At 42.3% G+C, this 16,487-nt stretch carries 16 protein-coding genes; 4 read left to right on the top strand and 12 right to left on the bottom strand.

All coding sequences use genetic code 11. The annotated features are described in order from the left end of the window. On the bottom strand, positions 1–2,112 hold a 2,112-nt coding region (locus CDG77_RS02740; RefSeq protein WP_094327774.1), incomplete at its 3' end, for an alpha-mannosidase. Positions 2,113–2,199: 87 nt separating this feature from the next. On the opposite strand from CDG77_RS02740, the gene CDG77_RS02735 reads away from it, so the two are divergent. Next, positions 2,200–3,849 carry a hypothetical protein gene (locus tag CDG77_RS02735; protein WP_094327772.1) on the top strand — a complete coding sequence of 550 codons (1,650 nt, stop codon included), beginning with the start codon at positions 2,200–2,202 and terminating at the stop codon, positions 3,847–3,849. 406 nt (positions 3,850–4,255) lie between these two features. Next, positions 4,256–5,185, top strand: a complete 930-nt coding sequence (locus CDG77_RS02730) for an alpha/beta hydrolase (protein WP_094327770.1) — start codon at positions 4,256–4,258, stop codon at positions 5,183–5,185. Positions 5,186–5,238: 53 nt separating this feature from the next. Here CDG77_RS02730 and CDG77_RS02725 read toward each other — a convergent pair whose 3' ends face one another. The 5 genes from CDG77_RS02725 to mnmE all read right to left on the bottom strand — a co-directional run bounded on the left by CDG77_RS02725 (position 5,239) and on the right by mnmE (position 8,723). Next, positions 5,239–5,565, bottom strand: coding sequence for a hypothetical protein (locus CDG77_RS02725; RefSeq protein WP_094327768.1), 327 nt, complete (start codon positions 5,563–5,565; stop codon positions 5,239–5,241). Between the two features lie 50 nt (positions 5,566–5,615). Further along, positions 5,616–6,386 (bottom strand): SDR family NAD(P)-dependent oxidoreductase, encoded by a 771-nt coding sequence (locus CDG77_RS02720; protein WP_094327766.1) that lies wholly within the window; start codon positions 6,384–6,386, stop codon positions 5,616–5,618. A 27-nt stretch (positions 6,387–6,413) separates the two neighbouring features. After that, positions 6,414–6,692, bottom strand: a complete 279-nt coding sequence (locus tag CDG77_RS02715) for a hypothetical protein (RefSeq protein WP_094327764.1) — start codon at positions 6,690–6,692, stop codon at positions 6,414–6,416. A 30-nt stretch (positions 6,693–6,722) separates the two neighbouring features. Further along, positions 6,723–7,226 carry a GNAT family N-acetyltransferase gene (locus CDG77_RS02710; RefSeq protein WP_094327762.1) on the bottom strand — a complete coding sequence of 168 codons (504 nt, stop codon included), beginning with the start codon at positions 7,224–7,226 and terminating at the stop codon, positions 6,723–6,725. A gap of 102 nt (positions 7,227–7,328) precedes the next feature. Continuing rightward, on the bottom strand, positions 7,329–8,723 hold the full coding sequence (gene mnmE / locus CDG77_RS02705) for a tRNA uridine-5-carboxymethylaminomethyl(34) synthesis GTPase MnmE (protein ID WP_094327761.1): 1,395 nt from the start codon (positions 8,721–8,723) through the stop codon (positions 7,329–7,331). A gap of 252 nt (positions 8,724–8,975) precedes the next feature. Between mnmE and CDG77_RS02700 the strand changes: the two genes are divergently transcribed. After that, positions 8,976–9,176 carry a hypothetical protein gene (locus tag CDG77_RS02700; RefSeq protein WP_012410641.1) on the top strand — a complete coding sequence of 67 codons (201 nt, stop codon included), beginning with the start codon at positions 8,976–8,978 and terminating at the stop codon, positions 9,174–9,176. A gap of 169 nt (positions 9,177–9,345) precedes the next feature. Here CDG77_RS02700 and CDG77_RS02695 read toward each other — a convergent pair whose 3' ends face one another. Together CDG77_RS02695 and CDG77_RS02690 are read right to left on the bottom strand one after the other, a co-directional pair. Then, a complete protein-coding gene (locus tag CDG77_RS02695; RefSeq protein WP_094327760.1) occupies positions 9,346–10,365 on the bottom strand; it encodes an HNH endonuclease in 1,020 nt (339 codons plus the stop codon). Between the two features lie 130 nt (positions 10,366–10,495). Next, the gene (locus CDG77_RS02690; protein WP_094327759.1) at positions 10,496–10,984 is read right to left on the bottom strand and encodes a hypothetical protein; all 489 of its coding nucleotides are present in this window, start codon (positions 10,982–10,984) and stop codon (positions 10,496–10,498) included. Between the two features lie 163 nt (positions 10,985–11,147). On the opposite strand from CDG77_RS02690, the gene CDG77_RS02685 reads away from it, so the two are divergent. Beyond that, the gene (locus CDG77_RS02685; protein ID WP_094327758.1) at positions 11,148–13,037 is read left to right on the top strand and encodes a serine/threonine protein kinase; all 1,890 of its coding nucleotides are present in this window, start codon (positions 11,148–11,150) and stop codon (positions 13,035–13,037) included. Between the two features lie 147 nt (positions 13,038–13,184). On the opposite strand, the gene CDG77_RS02680 is transcribed toward CDG77_RS02685, so the two are convergent. The 4 genes from CDG77_RS02680 to ndhL form a co-directional block, all read right to left on the bottom strand. Continuing rightward, positions 13,185–13,853 carry a heterocyst differentiation related protein gene (locus CDG77_RS02680; RefSeq protein ID WP_094327757.1) on the bottom strand — a complete coding sequence of 223 codons (669 nt, stop codon included), beginning with the start codon at positions 13,851–13,853 and terminating at the stop codon, positions 13,185–13,187. A gap of 235 nt (positions 13,854–14,088) precedes the next feature. Further along, positions 14,089–14,916: a tryptophan synthase subunit alpha gene (gene trpA / locus CDG77_RS02675; RefSeq protein WP_094327756.1), complete on the bottom strand. Its 828-nt coding sequence runs from the start codon at positions 14,914–14,916 to the stop codon at positions 14,089–14,091. Between the two features lie 94 nt (positions 14,917–15,010). Next, the gene (locus tag CDG77_RS02670) at positions 15,011–15,322 is read right to left on the bottom strand and encodes a DUF3007 family protein (protein ID WP_094327755.1); all 312 of its coding nucleotides are present in this window, start codon (positions 15,320–15,322) and stop codon (positions 15,011–15,013) included. 24 nt (positions 15,323–15,346) lie between these two features. Beyond that, the gene (gene ndhL / locus CDG77_RS02665; protein ID WP_094327754.1) at positions 15,347–15,559 is read right to left on the bottom strand and encodes an NAD(P)H-quinone oxidoreductase subunit L; all 213 of its coding nucleotides are present in this window, start codon (positions 15,557–15,559) and stop codon (positions 15,347–15,349) included. Between the last annotated feature and the right edge of the window lie 928 nt (positions 15,560–16,487).

Here is a 16,487-nt window from a genome sequence, read left to right as displayed (position 1 = left end):
GGATGAGGGGGATGAGGGGGATGAGGGGGATAGCCAAAATATGCGGTAGCCTACGGGTGGGATTTCGGGGGCGAGAAATAGTAGGGTTGATGGTTCAGATAATTGGGAGACAAGCTGCTTTCCAGAAGTATCGTAAATCTGCCATTCTTCTGGTGTGGGTAAGGATATAGAGACTACCTCAGAACGCTGCCAATTGAGAGAATTGAAAACGAAAATAGGCAAACTTTCGGGTTTTGGTGGTTCCGATGGGGTAATGTGAGATGCGATCGCAAAAAGTGATTCCTGTAATATCTTCGTTCCGACTTGTTCTACTTGCTGCCACTGGGTTAAAGCATCTGTGTAAACTTGATTAATTGAAGAACCAGGTAAAATATCGTGAAACTGTTGAAATAACACCTGCTTCCAAGCTGCTTCGATTTCTGCTTTGGGATATGTCACACCACAGCTTACGGTTGCCAAGGTAGCAAATAGTTCAGCTTCATATAATAAATTTTCACAATGACGATTCCAGCGTTTTTGATCTGCGTGGGTAGTGTAGCAACCACGATGGAATTCTAAGTATAGTTCGTCATCCCAAGTAGGGAAGGAAGGGGGAGAATCATCATTACTGACAGACGCGATGAATCGCGTCTCTACAATTTGCTGTAAATACTTTTCAGCCGTTGTGAATTCTAAGTCTGGGAAGAAAGGCGACTTTTGCCAGCGTTGGGCGGTTTCTAACATATCACGGGTGGGGCCGCCGCCGTGGTCGCCGACACCGGGAAGCCAGAGGGATTCTGATAAACCAGTTTGGGATTGCCATTCCAGAGCGGAGGATGCCATTTTAACTGGGTCAATACTTTCACCGATAGGTGCAGACATCAAACTAAAGACTTGACTGCCATCAGGCGATCGCCACCAAAAAGCCCCATAATCAAATTTAGTAGTATCATTCCACCGCAACTTCTGGGTGACAAAATACTCAATTCCGGCATTAGCGAAAAACTGCGGTAAAGTTGCACAGAAACCAAAAGTATCTGGAACCCATACTATAGTTGAAAGCTGGCCAAACTTTTCCTGGATGTAGCGTTGACCATACAATAATTGACGGACTATTGATTCACCAGCAATGAGATTGAGTTCCGGTTCCACCCACATCCCGCCGATAACTTCCCAACGTCCAGCAGCTACCTGTGCTTGAATCGCCTGAAATAAATCCGGGCGATGTTCTTCAATCCAAGCATAAAGGGCGGGAGTCGAATGGCAGAAAATTAACTCAGGAAAATCTGCTTGTAACTTCAGAACCGACTCAAAAGTATTTTGCGCCGCATTCCAAGTTTCACTCACAGGCCATAACCATGCTAAATCTAAGTGAGCATGACCCAATAAGAAAATTTTAGATTTTTGATTCCCCTGCAAAAGGGGGGCTAAGATGTCGGATTGAATTAAGTTTTGGCGTAGATACAAAAACGACTTTACTAATCCCTTCTCTTCCTCTGTGTCCTCTGTGCCTCTGCGGTTCGTAACTTCCGCCACCATCGTCGCCAAAACATCTAACTTCTCTGGTGTAAACTTTTCCAAATAAAGTTGCATCACAGCTAACTCATCAGCCACAAAACCCGGATCGGGATTATTATCAACAGTAGACTCATACACTAGGAGCGATCGCACTAAAGCACCATCACAATGTCCCGGACTCTCTAACCGCAAAGCCACAATAAACTCTTCCCCTGGTGTTACCCCCTGACTCAGAAGCACTCTAGGCGAACAATCGAATAAATCACCCTCCAGCACTAACTCCCCATTCACGTAAATCTCAGCAGAATCTGCCCACCAAACCAGCGCCACCCGCAAAGATAACCCAGTTAAGGGATAACCCTGTAAATCTTGGGGAACCACCAATCTTTGCACTAGCCATAGCACTTTTTTCCCGCCTGTCCAAGCGATATGTTCTTTAGCATTCAACTCGACAGGTTGCCAATGAGACAAATCAGTAGCTACAACATCGGTAATAATCAGGTCAGATTCCTGATATAGCCAGCTAGACTGAAGATTAACTTGACAAAAAGAGCGTAGTTGCTCAATTGCTTGTGAGATAAATTTGGTATGGGATTGAGAGACAATCGGGGTCATATATTCGCTAAGATGAGGTGTTGGTTGTTTTTATTGTTTGGCGCGAGTCTCACAACTTAACAAGACTTGAACTAAAAAATTACTACTATGTCTTCTGGTTCCTCTGGTCGTTATCAAAGCAGACTATTTAACTTTGTCCACCAGCAATCTCGGCGGGTGACACAACAGTGGGAACACACCTTCCGGCATTTGCAAGTTGCCACTAAGTGGGGTGTGGAGGCACTACTTTACCCAGTGTATCTACTGTTTCAGTCATCTGAATCATCTGGAAAAACGCTACAGACCAAAGAACCGCAAACTAGACTAAAGTTACAACCAAATGATACCGATTTCCAGTCCAAAATTCCAAATGCTGATAACCCCATTCAACAAGTACTAGAAGCAGTCAATTATCTGTTGTCAGATGAAACCACCTCTACTCCTGCAAAAACATCTGAACCTTTTAATGCCCTGGCTTTATTAGGAGTTTTTCGGCTGAAATTCGTTTATAAGAACTCGACAAATAACGCTAGTCTTACTAAATCCTCAACAATTACAGAAAATCAAGCGGTAATTCTCCACTCTTCACAGCTAGAGAACGCTTCCAAACAAGATTTTCCAGTAGTGCGAGGAATTGCCACAAATTTGATGAATCGTAGTTTAGTACTTGTTACTACCGACAATGGAATTCTCGATATTTTGACACCCCAGCAGCAGGCAAAATTAGAAGAAAGAATTATTAACGAAGTTGCTAATTACTGGCAGTATTGGCAATTGGTTATATCTAAAAAAGAAACGGAGCTATTACCACAAATAGATCGTTTATTAGCAAAGCTCACTGAGATCGATACAACTAAAATTCCAGTTTTGGATCGGGGAATACCAAAAGATTTAGTTAAAAAAGACAGATTATTGGCCTTTTTAGATATAGCCGTTGCTAAGTTAGAGTCAAATGCTTTAGTCCCTGTGCAAGAGCGTAGCCAAGAAATTGTTCAAGTTGCCCAAACTAAGTTAAATATATTTCTTTATGGCAAAGAGCAATTAGCTGCTAATGGAGAAATTGCAACTAATCCTGATGGTTTGGAAACTCATACATTAAATCTTCAGGCTTTGATTGAGGCGGCGCTTAATTACTTTTTTGGTGTTGGTAATAGAAAAACACTTGAGCCAACAACTAGTGATGAGCGATTACCAGGTAAACTATTCTCTTCACGCCTTAGAAAAGCCTTGTCTAATAGCCCTCTGTTAGAGAACCAGGATTTAGTTGTTGACCCTTGGCTAACCTGGGGTGATTTATTTGGGGACACCGAAACCATTACTGACAAGTCAGTTACACTATCTGAAGTCAAAAATCCTGCTTTAGCGGCAAGTTTATCAGTAAGGCATTTTCCACAAAAGAATTTAACTGTAAAACAACCTAAAATCGGATCTGGTTTGGTACGAAGGAAACAACCAACTAGTAGTCTTGTCTCAAATCAAAAAACATCTGGAAAAGTTGCCTCTGTAAAACAAACCCAAGCCCGCATTTCTCAAACTAAAAGCGAAAGTCGTAAAGGTGAAATTTTACAACAGCAATTTCATCAAAGTAGTCAAGTTGAGGCACAACCAGATTGGATAGAAACTAAAGCAACTTCAACAGGCTATGAGAAGCACCCCTTAGAACAAATTTTGGCATGGGTTGATTATGCTATGCTCTGGCTAGAAGAAAGATTTGTAAAGGTTTTTCAGTCGTTACGGCAACTATGGCAGGGCAAATAATTCGTAATGCACTACACCCCGCTACGCTAACATAATTTGTAATTCGTAATCACATTGGCAAAGACGCTAGGCCAAGGCTAATGTAATTCGTAACTAAACCTCGTCAAATTGAATTTTGCTTTACAGTGCCTCTAGGGAATCGGTTGATTCAGCAGATGCTCAGGTAAACGCCTTTTTAAATCATTGATTGGGAGGGGATATCAAATTTCAAAGTTACAAACTTTTATAAGAATAATCTATTACTTATTAATAATTCCTTGGCAAAAGAACTTATGATAAATTACAACCCGCAGCTCCTCAAGTTATTTGAGAAGTGGCGGATCTTATTTCTTACGAATGATTCAGGATTGCTATAGATATTGACATGTTAGTAACTTGCTGGGAGAATACGTAAAAAATTAACGAAATGATTGACCATAGCGATCGCATAGCGTCTCATAAAGAAGGCAGATTTCAAGGTGTGGGAGGACTTGACCTGTATTACCAAAGCTGGTATCCCTGGTATCCAGAGGGTAAAGTACGGGCAATATTAGCGATTGTGCATGGACTGGGAGCGCACAGCGATCGCTACAGTAATGTAATTCAACATTTGCTACCCAAGCAATATGCCATCTACGCCTTAGACTTGCGCGGTCATGGACGTTCGCCAGGTCAGCAAGGCTACATCAACGCTTGGAGTGAGTTTCGCGAAGATTTGGGAGCCTTTTTAGAGTTAATTCAGACTCAGAATCGTGGATGCCCAATTTTTCTTTTGGGTCATAGTTTAGGCGGAGTGATTGTCTTAGATTATATTCTGCGTTATCCCCAAGAAGCATCAAGATTGCAAGGTGCGATCGCTCTTGCGCCAACCTTGGGGAAAGTTGGGATTTCACCGATTCGGGTACTTTTAGGAAAAATGCTCTCACGGGTGTGGCCGCGTTTTACCCTGAATACAGGCATTGACATCAGTGCTGGTTCGCGAGATCCGCAGGTTTTAGCAGCGATCGCTCAGGATACACTGCGACATACCCTAGCTACTGCCCGTTTAGCTACAGAATTCTTTGCAACACTTGATTGGATTAATGCTCGCGCAGGTGATTGGCAATTACCATTGTTGATTCTCCACGGTAGTGCAGACCGAGTGGCTTTACCTGCGGGAAGCGATACCTTTTACCAACGGGTAAACTGTAAAGACAAGCTGAGAATTGAGTATCCAGAAGCCTATCATGAAATTCAGCGTGACCTCAATTACCCTGAGGTAATGGCTGATTTGGAAAATTGGTTAGAGCGACATCTACCACCTGAAACAGCGCAGTTAAGAAGGGGAAGTGGTGAGTTAGAGTTTCCTAATTCTTAGGTTTTAGTATCGCATCTATTTCTATCAAACAGGCGATCGCATATTAAGCAGAGTCAGTTATTTACATTAGAAAAATACGTTATTGAGGATTGAGAGTTTTTTCCAACCAAGATAGGTTCTCCCTTGACTCCTCCACGGCTGAGAGTACAAATCTTATAAAGGTTTTCGCACTCAAAGATTGCTAGAACTAGCTCTTTCCCCGTTTGGTAAGAGGATGGTAAGGGTTTACCTACCTCGCATTCCATATCAATTTCGCGATCGCGCCACTGTAACCTCCAAATACGCTTTTCGGTTATTGGTGCTTTGAGAGACTGAGCAAGAGCATTATACACCTGCTCTGCTTTGATATCATCCTTGGCTGCTGGCACAAAAAACTTCATAGGCTGAGGTTACAAGTAATGTAGGTTTCATTAGCACCAGCGTAACTCAGTTACCAAGGCAATCTGCTCCCATCCCACGAGAAAAACTGTCCGCTATCGCCTTCTTGAAGCTGTTCAATCACAGCCAATAATTGGATAACGGTACGTTCCACTGAAAACAATTTTTCCGCAGGGACATTTTTCTGGAAAGGACGGGAAAGGCGCGTATCAGTTGTACCAGGATGTAATGTCACTATTAATGCTTTCGGACAACTTCTTTTATACTCAATAGCCGCAGTTCGCATCAACATATTGAGTGCTGCTTTAGAAGCACGATAGCCATACCACCCACCAAGTTTGTTATCGCCAATACTGCCCAATTTAGCAGAAATACTAGCAAACACACTGCGTTCTCCATGACGCAATAAAGGCAATAAATGTTTAGCTAGCAAGACAGCACCAATACTATTTATCTGAAAGTAGCGGAGCAAGTTTTCTGAATTAATTTCTCTTAAGCTTTTTTCAGGTTGCAAAGTATCTTCATGCAACAGTCCTACACAGTTGACGACTAAATACAGTTTGTCAACTTGAGTACGTATTTTTTTAACAGCTTCAACAATCTGCAACTCGTCAGTAATATCCATCTCCAAACAAATTAATTTGTCAGAGTGTTTATCTACTAAAGATAGTAATTCTTCAGCAGCATTTTGTTGGCGATATGTAGCATAAACTTTAGCTATTTTTTCATCTTGAAGTAAGTTTTTTACAAAACCTAAGCCAATACCTCGATTGGCTCCTACAATCAAAGAATTAGCATTTTTTATTTTATCGGTAAAAACCATTTGTTATATATAATTAGTAAAAAACAATTACAAACTAGATATTGCTAATTTGGCTGATAAAGCAAGTGCTGTTGAATCGTATTGCCACTCAGGAGAAAATTTCATTAGGTCATCTAACATAAAAAAAGCTGGTTTATCAACTATGTCATCTATAGTTAAGGAATCTACTTTTTTCTCAATGACAGTTAAAATGAATATTCCCTGGTAACTACCGACTGCCCAGACACTAGCATCTCCACCCCCTCCAGTACTAACTTTGATAAACTTTTCAAAGAAGAAATCAATATCTTTTCTAAAGACTGGCATAATATCTATCTATTTAAAGACATACCAATATCAGGTCACTTGTGGAAGTATTTCATATTCATAGCGAGAAACAAAATAAGCACCAACTTGTCTGTCGCTATGATAACGGAAACCAAAGCCTTCATATACTGCTCTCAAGCGCGGACGAGAAGCATCGCAATCTAGACGTAAATAACGTTTATCAAGTTTTTGTGCGCGTTCAACAGCCCAAGTCAGCAGTGCTGAAGAGACTTTACCGCCAGAGTAGCGTCGTCGAATTGCAAAGCGATGTACAAATGCTGACTCTTCCTGAGAAATATCAGGCCAGAAAAGTAAATCCTCAAGCTGAAACTTTATTGTACCAGCAGATTCACCATCACATTCGGCAATGAAAAACAAACCTTTAGCAACATCTTCAGAGATATTTTCTGGCGAAACCTCGCTATCACGCCACACAGGTTCACCACACTGCTGGAGCCATAAAGCTGCTTCTAATAACACATCTGAAACTATCACCGTATCTTGTATGTTTGCTTGGCGGATTGAGATGTACATTTAGTTATTAATTTTAGGTTAGTTAAATAGTGGGTAAAAATATTAGGTTTTGCTTCGTTTTAGCCAACCTATGCAAATTAGCAAAAGTAGAATATTTTTAGTTTATTTACCAATACAGAACTTGCTAAAAATCCGATCCAAAACTGATTCTGTAACTTCTTCACCAGTAATTTCTCCTAGCGCCTGAATTGCACCGCGTAAATCAATTGTCCAAAAATCAAGGGGGAGTTGCTGGGCAATTGTTGCTTGTACTTGTTCCAAAGAAATTTTAGCTTGAGTTAAAGCTGCTGCTTGCCTTTGATTAATGGCTAAATCCATATCGGCAGCTTGGACTTTTCCGGTGTTAACTATCTCTAAAATTGCTATTTCTAAAGTATCAATACCTTGATTTTTGGCTGCTGCTGTGAAAATTTTGGACTTGGAATTTGGCATTTTAGATTCAAGAATTTTTCTTTCAATTTCTTCTACTAAGTCTATTTTGTTAATCACTAAAATTAACGGACGGTGTTGTACTTGTTCGTAAATTTCTCCATCGCCTTCCGTCCAACCTGTTGAAGCGTCGATGGTAAGCAAAACTAAATCAGCTGCATTGGCTGCACGGCGCGATCGCTCTACGCCAATTTTTTCCACTCGATCTGTTGTTTCCCGAATCCCGGCTGTATCTAGCACTTGTACGGGAATTCCCCCCACAACTAGCTGCGATTCAACTACATCGCGGGTTGTACCGGGTAAGTCTGTGACGATCGCGCGATCGCTCTGGCTCCAAGCGTTCAATAGGCTCGACTTACCCACGTTTGGCCGCCCCACAATTGCCACTTTTAAACCTGTGCGTAACAACTCACCTTTGTCTTTGGTTGCCAATAATCTCGTTATTTCGGCAGCAATTTTCTCGATTTCTGATATTATTGCTTTATCATCCAACGGCGGTAAGTCTTCCTCAAAGTCAATTCGAGCTTCGATTTCTGCCAAAATATCTAAACAGTTAGCGCGTAACTGCCGAATCGGATGAGCTAATTTTCCCTGTAAACCAGCTAAGGCAGTTTGGGCAGCTTGAGGCGATTTAGCTCCCACTAAATCAGCAATACCTTCGGCTTGAGTTAAATCCAATCGCCCATTTAAAAAGGCGCGGAGAGTAAATTCTCCCGGTTGCGCTAATCTTGCGCCATTTTCTAAACACAGTTGTAATACCTGCTGCACTGCCATAATTCCCCCGTGGCAATGGAATTCCACTACATCTTCACGGGTGTAAGAACGGGGTGCTTTCATAATCAGCAATAGGGCTTCATCTACCAGTTGTCGCGTTTGGGGATGACGAATATAACCGTAGAGAACCCGGTGACTTTCCCAAACTTGTCGCCCTGGTGTGTGAAAAAGAGTTTGGGCTAGAGCCATTGCTTCAGAACCAGACACCCGCACAATACCAACACTACCCTGTTGCGGGACAACAGCAGTAGCGATCGCAGCTATAGTTCCAGTAGTGGCAAAAACTTCTGACATGAGCGCCCTTTATATAGGAGTAGAGACACGATTAATCGCGCCTGCACAGGAGTTAGGAGTAAAAATCATAACTCATAACTCATAACTTTCTAAATGGTAGGTATTTAGACTAATTAGGATAGCAACTGGCAAGGTAAAATTTACTTAGAGGGTAATGCCTGATAGTAAAGAGTTCGGGGTGAATATTAGAACTCCTGTACAGACGCGATTAATCGCGTCTCTGCTTATAACTTTTAAAGAGAGGAATTTACTGTGGAGCAAAAGATTAACTGCGCTGTAGCCTGTGTTAACGGGTGTGTTTTAGGGGATAAATGCCCCAACATTGAGTTTAGAGAGGCAGCCGCAAAATTTATTGAAGAGACTCCCCTAGACAAAATGTTAGAATTGGCACAAGAACGTCTGCGAAAAAAAATGACGGAACCGCCAAAATGGGTTTTTCCTGAAGATCCATAGTATTTCTGTTACCAGGCATAAGCAAGACAGCGAGGAGCTTAAATACTATCTGGATCTATATTTAATTCTCGCAGTTTTGCCGCCAAGCGATCGCTGTGTTGAGAACCTGTTACGAATCGGATCAATTCGCAAGGCATTAAGGGCTGCGATCGCTCTTATCCTCAGAATACTAATCAAATGCAGTTTTGTAAGCCTCAGCAGTTTCTATCCCAAAACCTCCAGCTTCGACATGACGGACTAGCGATTGAATGATTGGTGTAGCAATACTAATACCAAGTAAAGCATTGAAGCCTGCAACAACCACTGGTGCTGACAAAATTACTGTAAATTCTGGAAATAAAGCTAACACAGCTACCAAGACTAAAAAAACAATTGGTGTCGCAATCCCTGCTGCTTTTGCTGCTTCAAAAATTAGATTTTTATACTCTTCGACAGTAATATCGCCCCGATAAAGATCCAAAGAGTAGGAAATCGCCGTTACTACAACTTGGGTGAGAATAGCTGTTCCCGTTGCAGTAATGCCAAGTCTAGCGATTGTCCCAGAATTGGTAACAATAGAATCTACCGCATTATAAACCCGAATATAAAACTGTTCGCCAACGGTCATGACTTTAGCTCCGCGACGGAGATTGTCAACACCTACTTCCCAAAGGATATTATCAGCAGCATTCGATCCACCTTTGGAACGGGGATTGATGTGGCTACCATGTTTATCTCTCAGAAATTGACGAATTGTATATTCTTTGGCTCCAAGCTTTGATGTACCAGGAATTTTCTCAAAAAGCTTCATGACATCTGCATTAGAACGAGGTGAGTCTCCCACCCGAACACCAGCACGATATTTCAGCCTATTTGCAATCTTGGGCATCTCTTGGGCTAATTCGGCAGCTGTCTTAGGTAAATTTTGCAAAGCATCAGCCATAACCATGCTCGATGTGGCAACTGCAACAGCATTTTGTTGAAATGTTTTACTAACATTTTGAACAGTTTGAAAACCTGCCTGGGTTGCTATGGTTGACAAACTTTGTAAATCATTAACTGCATGGACACTTGAAGTAGTTATTTCGGTAGTAGCGTTCTTGATTCCATCAACTACCTCATCCATCCCGTTTACTACATTGCTGGCTGCTTCTTGAGCTTTATCTCTAATGGTATCTGCCAACTTCTGTGCTTGGTTGATAAAATCCATGTTTCAATAACCTTTCATTTCTGCTGTGGAGTGTTTGCTCCAGTTTCACTTTTTCAAACTAAGAAGCACCTCAGCATTCATAACCAATTTACTTCCAAAATTTTAAAGATATAGTAATTACTTTATTTTCTCAACTCTCTGGTAAATGAGCAAACGCCTGTTCAACCAACTCCTTTGCCTTGGCATCCAAACGCAACCAATCCACTTCACCCAGTTCATCGATTAAACTAGTATCAATATCAGCACCTTCCTTTTTTGGACTGTATTCAAGAAAACACACCTCATAACACAATTCCCATAAATCGATACTCGCTTCTTGCTGTTGACGCTGCAAACGGAGATGATATCCTGGATGGGGCATCGGCAGACGAGCTAGAGTCTCTCTGATTTCATCTGCTTCTTGGGGCGTTGCAGTTTCCATCGCTTGCAACAACTCAGTCACCAATGCTTTGACTTCATCAGTGGTGCTAGGCGGCCAAATCAGGACATCGTGGTAAGTTCCCGTCCAGGAAGATTCATCAAGGGACTTGCGGATATTGTCGATAACACGAATAAAAGCAGGTTGCATGAGGATTTCAGCCTGCTGCCATCCAACTGAGTTTGTTATTTTAGGTGGCATTGGTAATAAACAGGGGCACTAAAAGAAAAAGAAACAGTCTGCGTTTATTAAAAAGCTGCGTTTTTAATCTAAATCTTTTCTCAAGATAGCGGATTTCATTGAAGAAAATTTGGAGATATTTATTACTAGCTGGAAAATTAGGTAATAACTCTGGGGAGGGAATATGATAGGCAAGCTACTAGACCATCGTTACCAAGTAATTAGAGTCCTCGCAATGGGAGGATTTGGTCAAACCTACATTGCCCAAGATACTAGGCGGCCGGGCAACCCTATCTGCGTTGTTAAGCATCTCAAACCCGGAACTGACCCCAGAGTTTTTGATACTGCTAAACGCCTGTTCAACAGCGAAGCCGAAACCTTAGAAAAACTAGGCAACCATGACCGAATACCCAGGCTGTTAGCGTACTTTGACGAAAACCAAGAATTTTATTTAGTACAAGAATATATTGAAGGACATACCCTAGCTGAGGAACTTCTACTTGGTAAACGCTGGAGTGAAAGCCAAGTAATTCAACTATTGCAAGAAGTTCTGGAAATTCTCGAATTTGTCCACCGCCAAGGCGTGATTCACCGCGACATCAAACCGGATAATATCATCCGTCGCGCTTCAGATAATAAGTTAGTTTTAGTAGATTTTGGGGCAGTAAAGCAACTGCGTACACAACTGGTAACAGTGGGCGGACAACCTTCTGCTACTGTGGTTATCGGCACTCCTGGTTATATGCCCACAGAACAAGGGCAAGGTAAACCCCGCCCCAACAGTGATATTTATTCCCTCGGCATCATTGCCATTCAAGCATTAACAGGATTACAGCCAACAGAATTGCAAGAAGACCCGGAAACGGGCGAAATCATTTGGCAGCAATCAGTAACCGTAAACTCCCGATTGGCGGCAGTGTTGTCCAAGATGGTGCGTTATCACTTCAAAGACCGCTACCAAAACGCCACGGAAGCACTGCAAGCATGTAAAGATGCGATTAATCCAGTACCTACACTTTCTCCACTTCAAGAATCCATCAAATCCCGACCTCAAGTATCTCGGCTGCAAACGGTTGCAGTTGCACCAGCAAATCCTGTCAAACCTGCCCGTCAAGACTCTAGTAAATCTGACCCATGGCCAATATTAATTGGCATATTATTGGCGGGTGGTGCGGCTGCCTTGGTAGCAAATGTATATCCAAATGTGAAAAATTTAGCTTTAAATCTGACAGGTAAGGATACCTCTTTAGCAAATAAATGTTCGGCTGTTGTCGTCGGAAATTCTAATATTCGTTCTGAACCTAGTTCGATAAATTCTGATAATGTTCTGCAAACAGTTGCGGATAATACCAGTTTCGAGGTGACTGGCAAGCGAACAAGACGAGGTTGGATAGAAGTTAAACTTAAATCTGGTCGTTTGGCTTGGGCACACTCGGATGTGATAACTAATAATGGAGAATGGGCTTCTTGCCTACGCGAAAAAGGCATTGCAACTAAGATTGTAGATGATGGCACTTTGATTGCGACTCGACCAACTCCCAAGCCAAAAGCACAATCTAGCGATGTTGTAACTCCATTACCAGAAAAGCCGAAGGGGTCAAATTCCGACGCGGGGAAATCGCAGCCTAATGATAACAGTGCCAATACTATAGAACAAGCAAAAAAGAAGTATGATTCAGGAGATATAGTTGGAGCGATCGCACTTTTAAGGTCGATTCCAGCAAATGCTGCTTCTGGTATCCAAGAGACGGGCAAAATGATTGCCCAGTGGCAGGACGATTGGGCTAAGGCTGAGGCGTTATCTAATGAAATCAACAAAGCAATAGATGATGGTAAATGGGATAAAGTTTTAGATTATAGAAACCATCCAGAAAAATTGCCTAATACTAAATACTGGCGAAACAAAATAGAACCATTATTTAAACAAGCAGCCGAAAATTTGGCAAAACAGGCACTAACTAAACTAGAAAATCAAGGTAATCAGAAGAGTAACCAACAGAAACTTCCCGATACTAACCAACCTGCCCCTAAAGAGAGTCCCACTACCACAGAAACTCCGAAAAGCGGCTTTTAACAGTTACGAGTGTTTACCTCGTTCCCAGCGTCTACAAGTAGATTCTGCCTCCTCAATTTGCAGCAGCAACCAAATAAAAAACGTTTCCAGGTACTACCTGGAAACGAGATTTTTAATCGGTGTTTATTTATAATTTGATTTTTGCGATTAATGCATTTCGTCGTATTCTGGGGCTTCAACTCGTCTTGCTTCCATCCGCGAAGCAGGAAGAAACTCAGCACGACGGACTGGAACCAAGGGTGGTGTATTTCCTTGGTAGGGGTGAATCACTTGTACAGTACGGGCTGGACGCTGCCGTGGTGAGAACAAAGCCAATACCCCAGCGACGACAACACCACCACCAATAGTTAAAGTTGCTCCTCCCACAGCCCAAAGCATAGGTGAAGACCACCAAGAAGGATTTTGCTGCGGCTGGAATGCTGCTGCTTTTTGTTGGTTATACTGCTGGGCTTGTTGCCACTGCTGCTGAGTATTGAAATTTTGAACTTGGCCTTGAAGTTGTTGATTTTGAACCTTCAGCTGTTCGTTATCGTTTTTTAAACGCTCCAACTGCATCTGTGTATTCAGCTTCTCCATCTCTAGGCGTTGGTCAGCACTAGCAGCAGTTGGTGGCTGATTCGGATTGGGATACACTGGTTGCCCATAAGGGCCGTAAGGATACATTGGCGACTGCATTCCTGGCGCTACTACAGTCCCTGGCATTTGCGGAGCAACAGCAAAGTTAGGTTGTAGGGGGGTATTTGTTCCTTTGAGCAATACGAGAGCCGCCAGCCCAGCTACGGCGACCCCGCCGATAAACGCCATACTTTCACTCATCGCCTATGCTCCTCAATTGCGACGTAACTATAATCATTTGTGACTGACTCACTCTCACACTCATAAATTATGCCTACTTGATTTCACATAATACTCAAACTATAAGCGACTATATCAGCTAGTTTTTTTACATCATGATATCTGATGTTAATATTCAAAACCATAATGGTCAAATTGTCTATCAAACAAGGGTAGAAAAACGGCGCTGTTATACTTTTTAATCTACTTGACCAGTCTAATCAAGAGGAGTATTTGTACTGGTATTGGTAGTCTTGATGGCAGCCTTGAGACTTTGGCAAAATTGGGCGATCGCATTTAGTCCTTGCTCTGGAGTCCCTTCTGCTAACCGTTTCACAAAAGCACTGCCCGCGATCGCCGCATCTGCGCCCCATTCCTTTACTTGACGGGCTTGTGCGGCTTCAGAAATCCCAAAACCTACACCGATGGGTTTATCAGTAACACCACGAATTTGTTTGAGTAAATCAGACACGCGGTTTTCCAGTTGCGATCGCACCCCTGTCACCCCAGTGACGCTGACTAAATAAATAAATCCTTGAGAAGAATGAGCGATCGCTTTTATCCGTTCCGCATCACTGGTGGGAGCGACCAACAAAATTACATCAATTCCCATCTCCTTAGCTGGTTCGAGCAAGCCTGCTGCTTCTTCCAAGGGCAAATCTGGTACTACCAATCCTGCGACCCCAGCCGCAGCGATTTGCTGAAGAAATTTGTCTATTCCCCGATGCAGAATTGGGTTGTAATAGGTAAATAGGACAATGGGCGATCGCAGTTTGGGAGTAATCTCTTGCAACATTTCCAGCACCTGCTCCAATTTTGTCCCCTTTTGCAGGGCGCGAGTAGCAGCAGCTTGAATCACTGGCCCATCAGCCAGAGGATCGGAATAGGGTATACCTAGTTCAATAATATCGGCTCCATTTTGATCTAGAACCTGCAAAGCTTTTGCTGTTGTTTCTAAATCTGGATCGCCAGCTGTAATAAACGGAATCAGAGCGCACTCATGATTCCGCCCAAGGGTTTCAAAGCAATCAGAAATCGCAGTCATTTTAGTCAAGTGTCAATAGTCAGTGGTCATTTGTCATTGGTCATTTGTCATTGGTCATTTACGAATGACAAATGACAACTGACCAATGATAACTTTACACCTGAGATTGCTCTTCTTGTTCTATTTCAGCTTGAATTCGTGCTAGTTCTTCGGGAGTAAGCTCATCTAGCCGCTTTTGCAGAAAGTTTTGCTCGTACTGTTCCCGTTGTTGGTGGTAGGTCATTTTTTGTCCCACCGCACGGAAAAAATAGGTCGCTAACCAGCCAATTAATCCACTGACTAGTAAGACTTGGCTCCATATACCAGCTTTTTGATTATCCAAACCGACTAGCTGGAATCCTAGATAAGCCAAGCCGCCGGCGATAAAAACACCTAAGCCAATTCCAATAGCGTCAATCCGTCGCATGAGAGTTATGACCTACCAATTTCGTTAAACTTGAATTTGTCGCCGTTGGGGTCGGAAATTTACAAACGGCGATAGAACCAACAAGCCTGGGAAGAAGAAAAACACCAAAAAGTACATCAACAGACGCTCAATGGAGCTAGCGACATACCAACGCTGCTTTAGGTACAGCAAAACAGCGATCGGGATTACCAGAAGGTAAGCTCCAGCCAAAACCAGATAGAGGAGGGCTACAATCATAACTTTCAAGTCTTAAGCATCTGTTTTCCATCATAGGCTGAACAGCCAAACTCAGGGAAGTATAGTCATGATGCTTTCACCATAACTACCCCAGAATTCCTTTTTTATATCCAGATTGATTGATAAAAGATAATTTTATGCTACTATCGTAAGTCTGCCGACAAATAAATGCTTTAGTCAGACAAAATCGAAAATTCATCCAGTTTGATTACGAAAAAACATGAAAAACTTCCAAATTTGGGAAGCGATCGCACAATCTGGAAAAAATATTTTCAATCTAGTTGGACAAAAGACACAATTGATGGTGGAATAGATAAGGCGGTATTTGCTGCCTCCAAAAAATAACTAGGTCTATACTAGTTAATTACCAAACACCTGCGGGGGTGTGGCGGAATGGTAGACGCTACGGACTTAGATAACTGAGCCTTGAAGGAGAAATCCCTCAAGTGGAAGCTCTCAAACTCAGGGAAACCTAAATCTGGTGACAGACATGGCAATCCTGAGCCAAGCCGAAAAAAGTCGTGAGTGCAGAGTAAATTAAAACTCTTAACTCCTAACTATTCGGAAGGTGCAGAGACCCGACGGGAGCTACCCTAACGTTAAGTCGAGGGTAAAGGGAGAGTCCAATTCTCAAAACCTGATTTGGCTATTGCCATCAGGTAGCAGTGAAAACTGCGGGAGGATGAAAATCCGTTGACCGTAATAGGTCGTGTGGGTTCAAGTCCCTCCACCCCCACTTAAAATTGAAAATGCCAAAAGGCTCCTATATAAAATTATATGGGCGAGTTGTATTTAATGGTAAATCAACTCGCCCATATAATTTTGTATTGGATTTAATTATTGAAGCTAAGTAATTTCACTGAATAATTTGATGAAGTATTAGACAATTTGGGTTTAATACTTTATTTATGGTTGGATTTTATCAAAT

The sequence above is a fragment of the Nostoc sp. 'Peltigera membranacea cyanobiont' 213 genome (genome assembly GCF_002245975.1).
GTDB lineage: Bacteria > Cyanobacteriota > Cyanobacteriia > Cyanobacteriales > Nostocaceae > Nostoc.
This window is presented reverse-complemented; position numbering and strand designations above follow the sequence as displayed.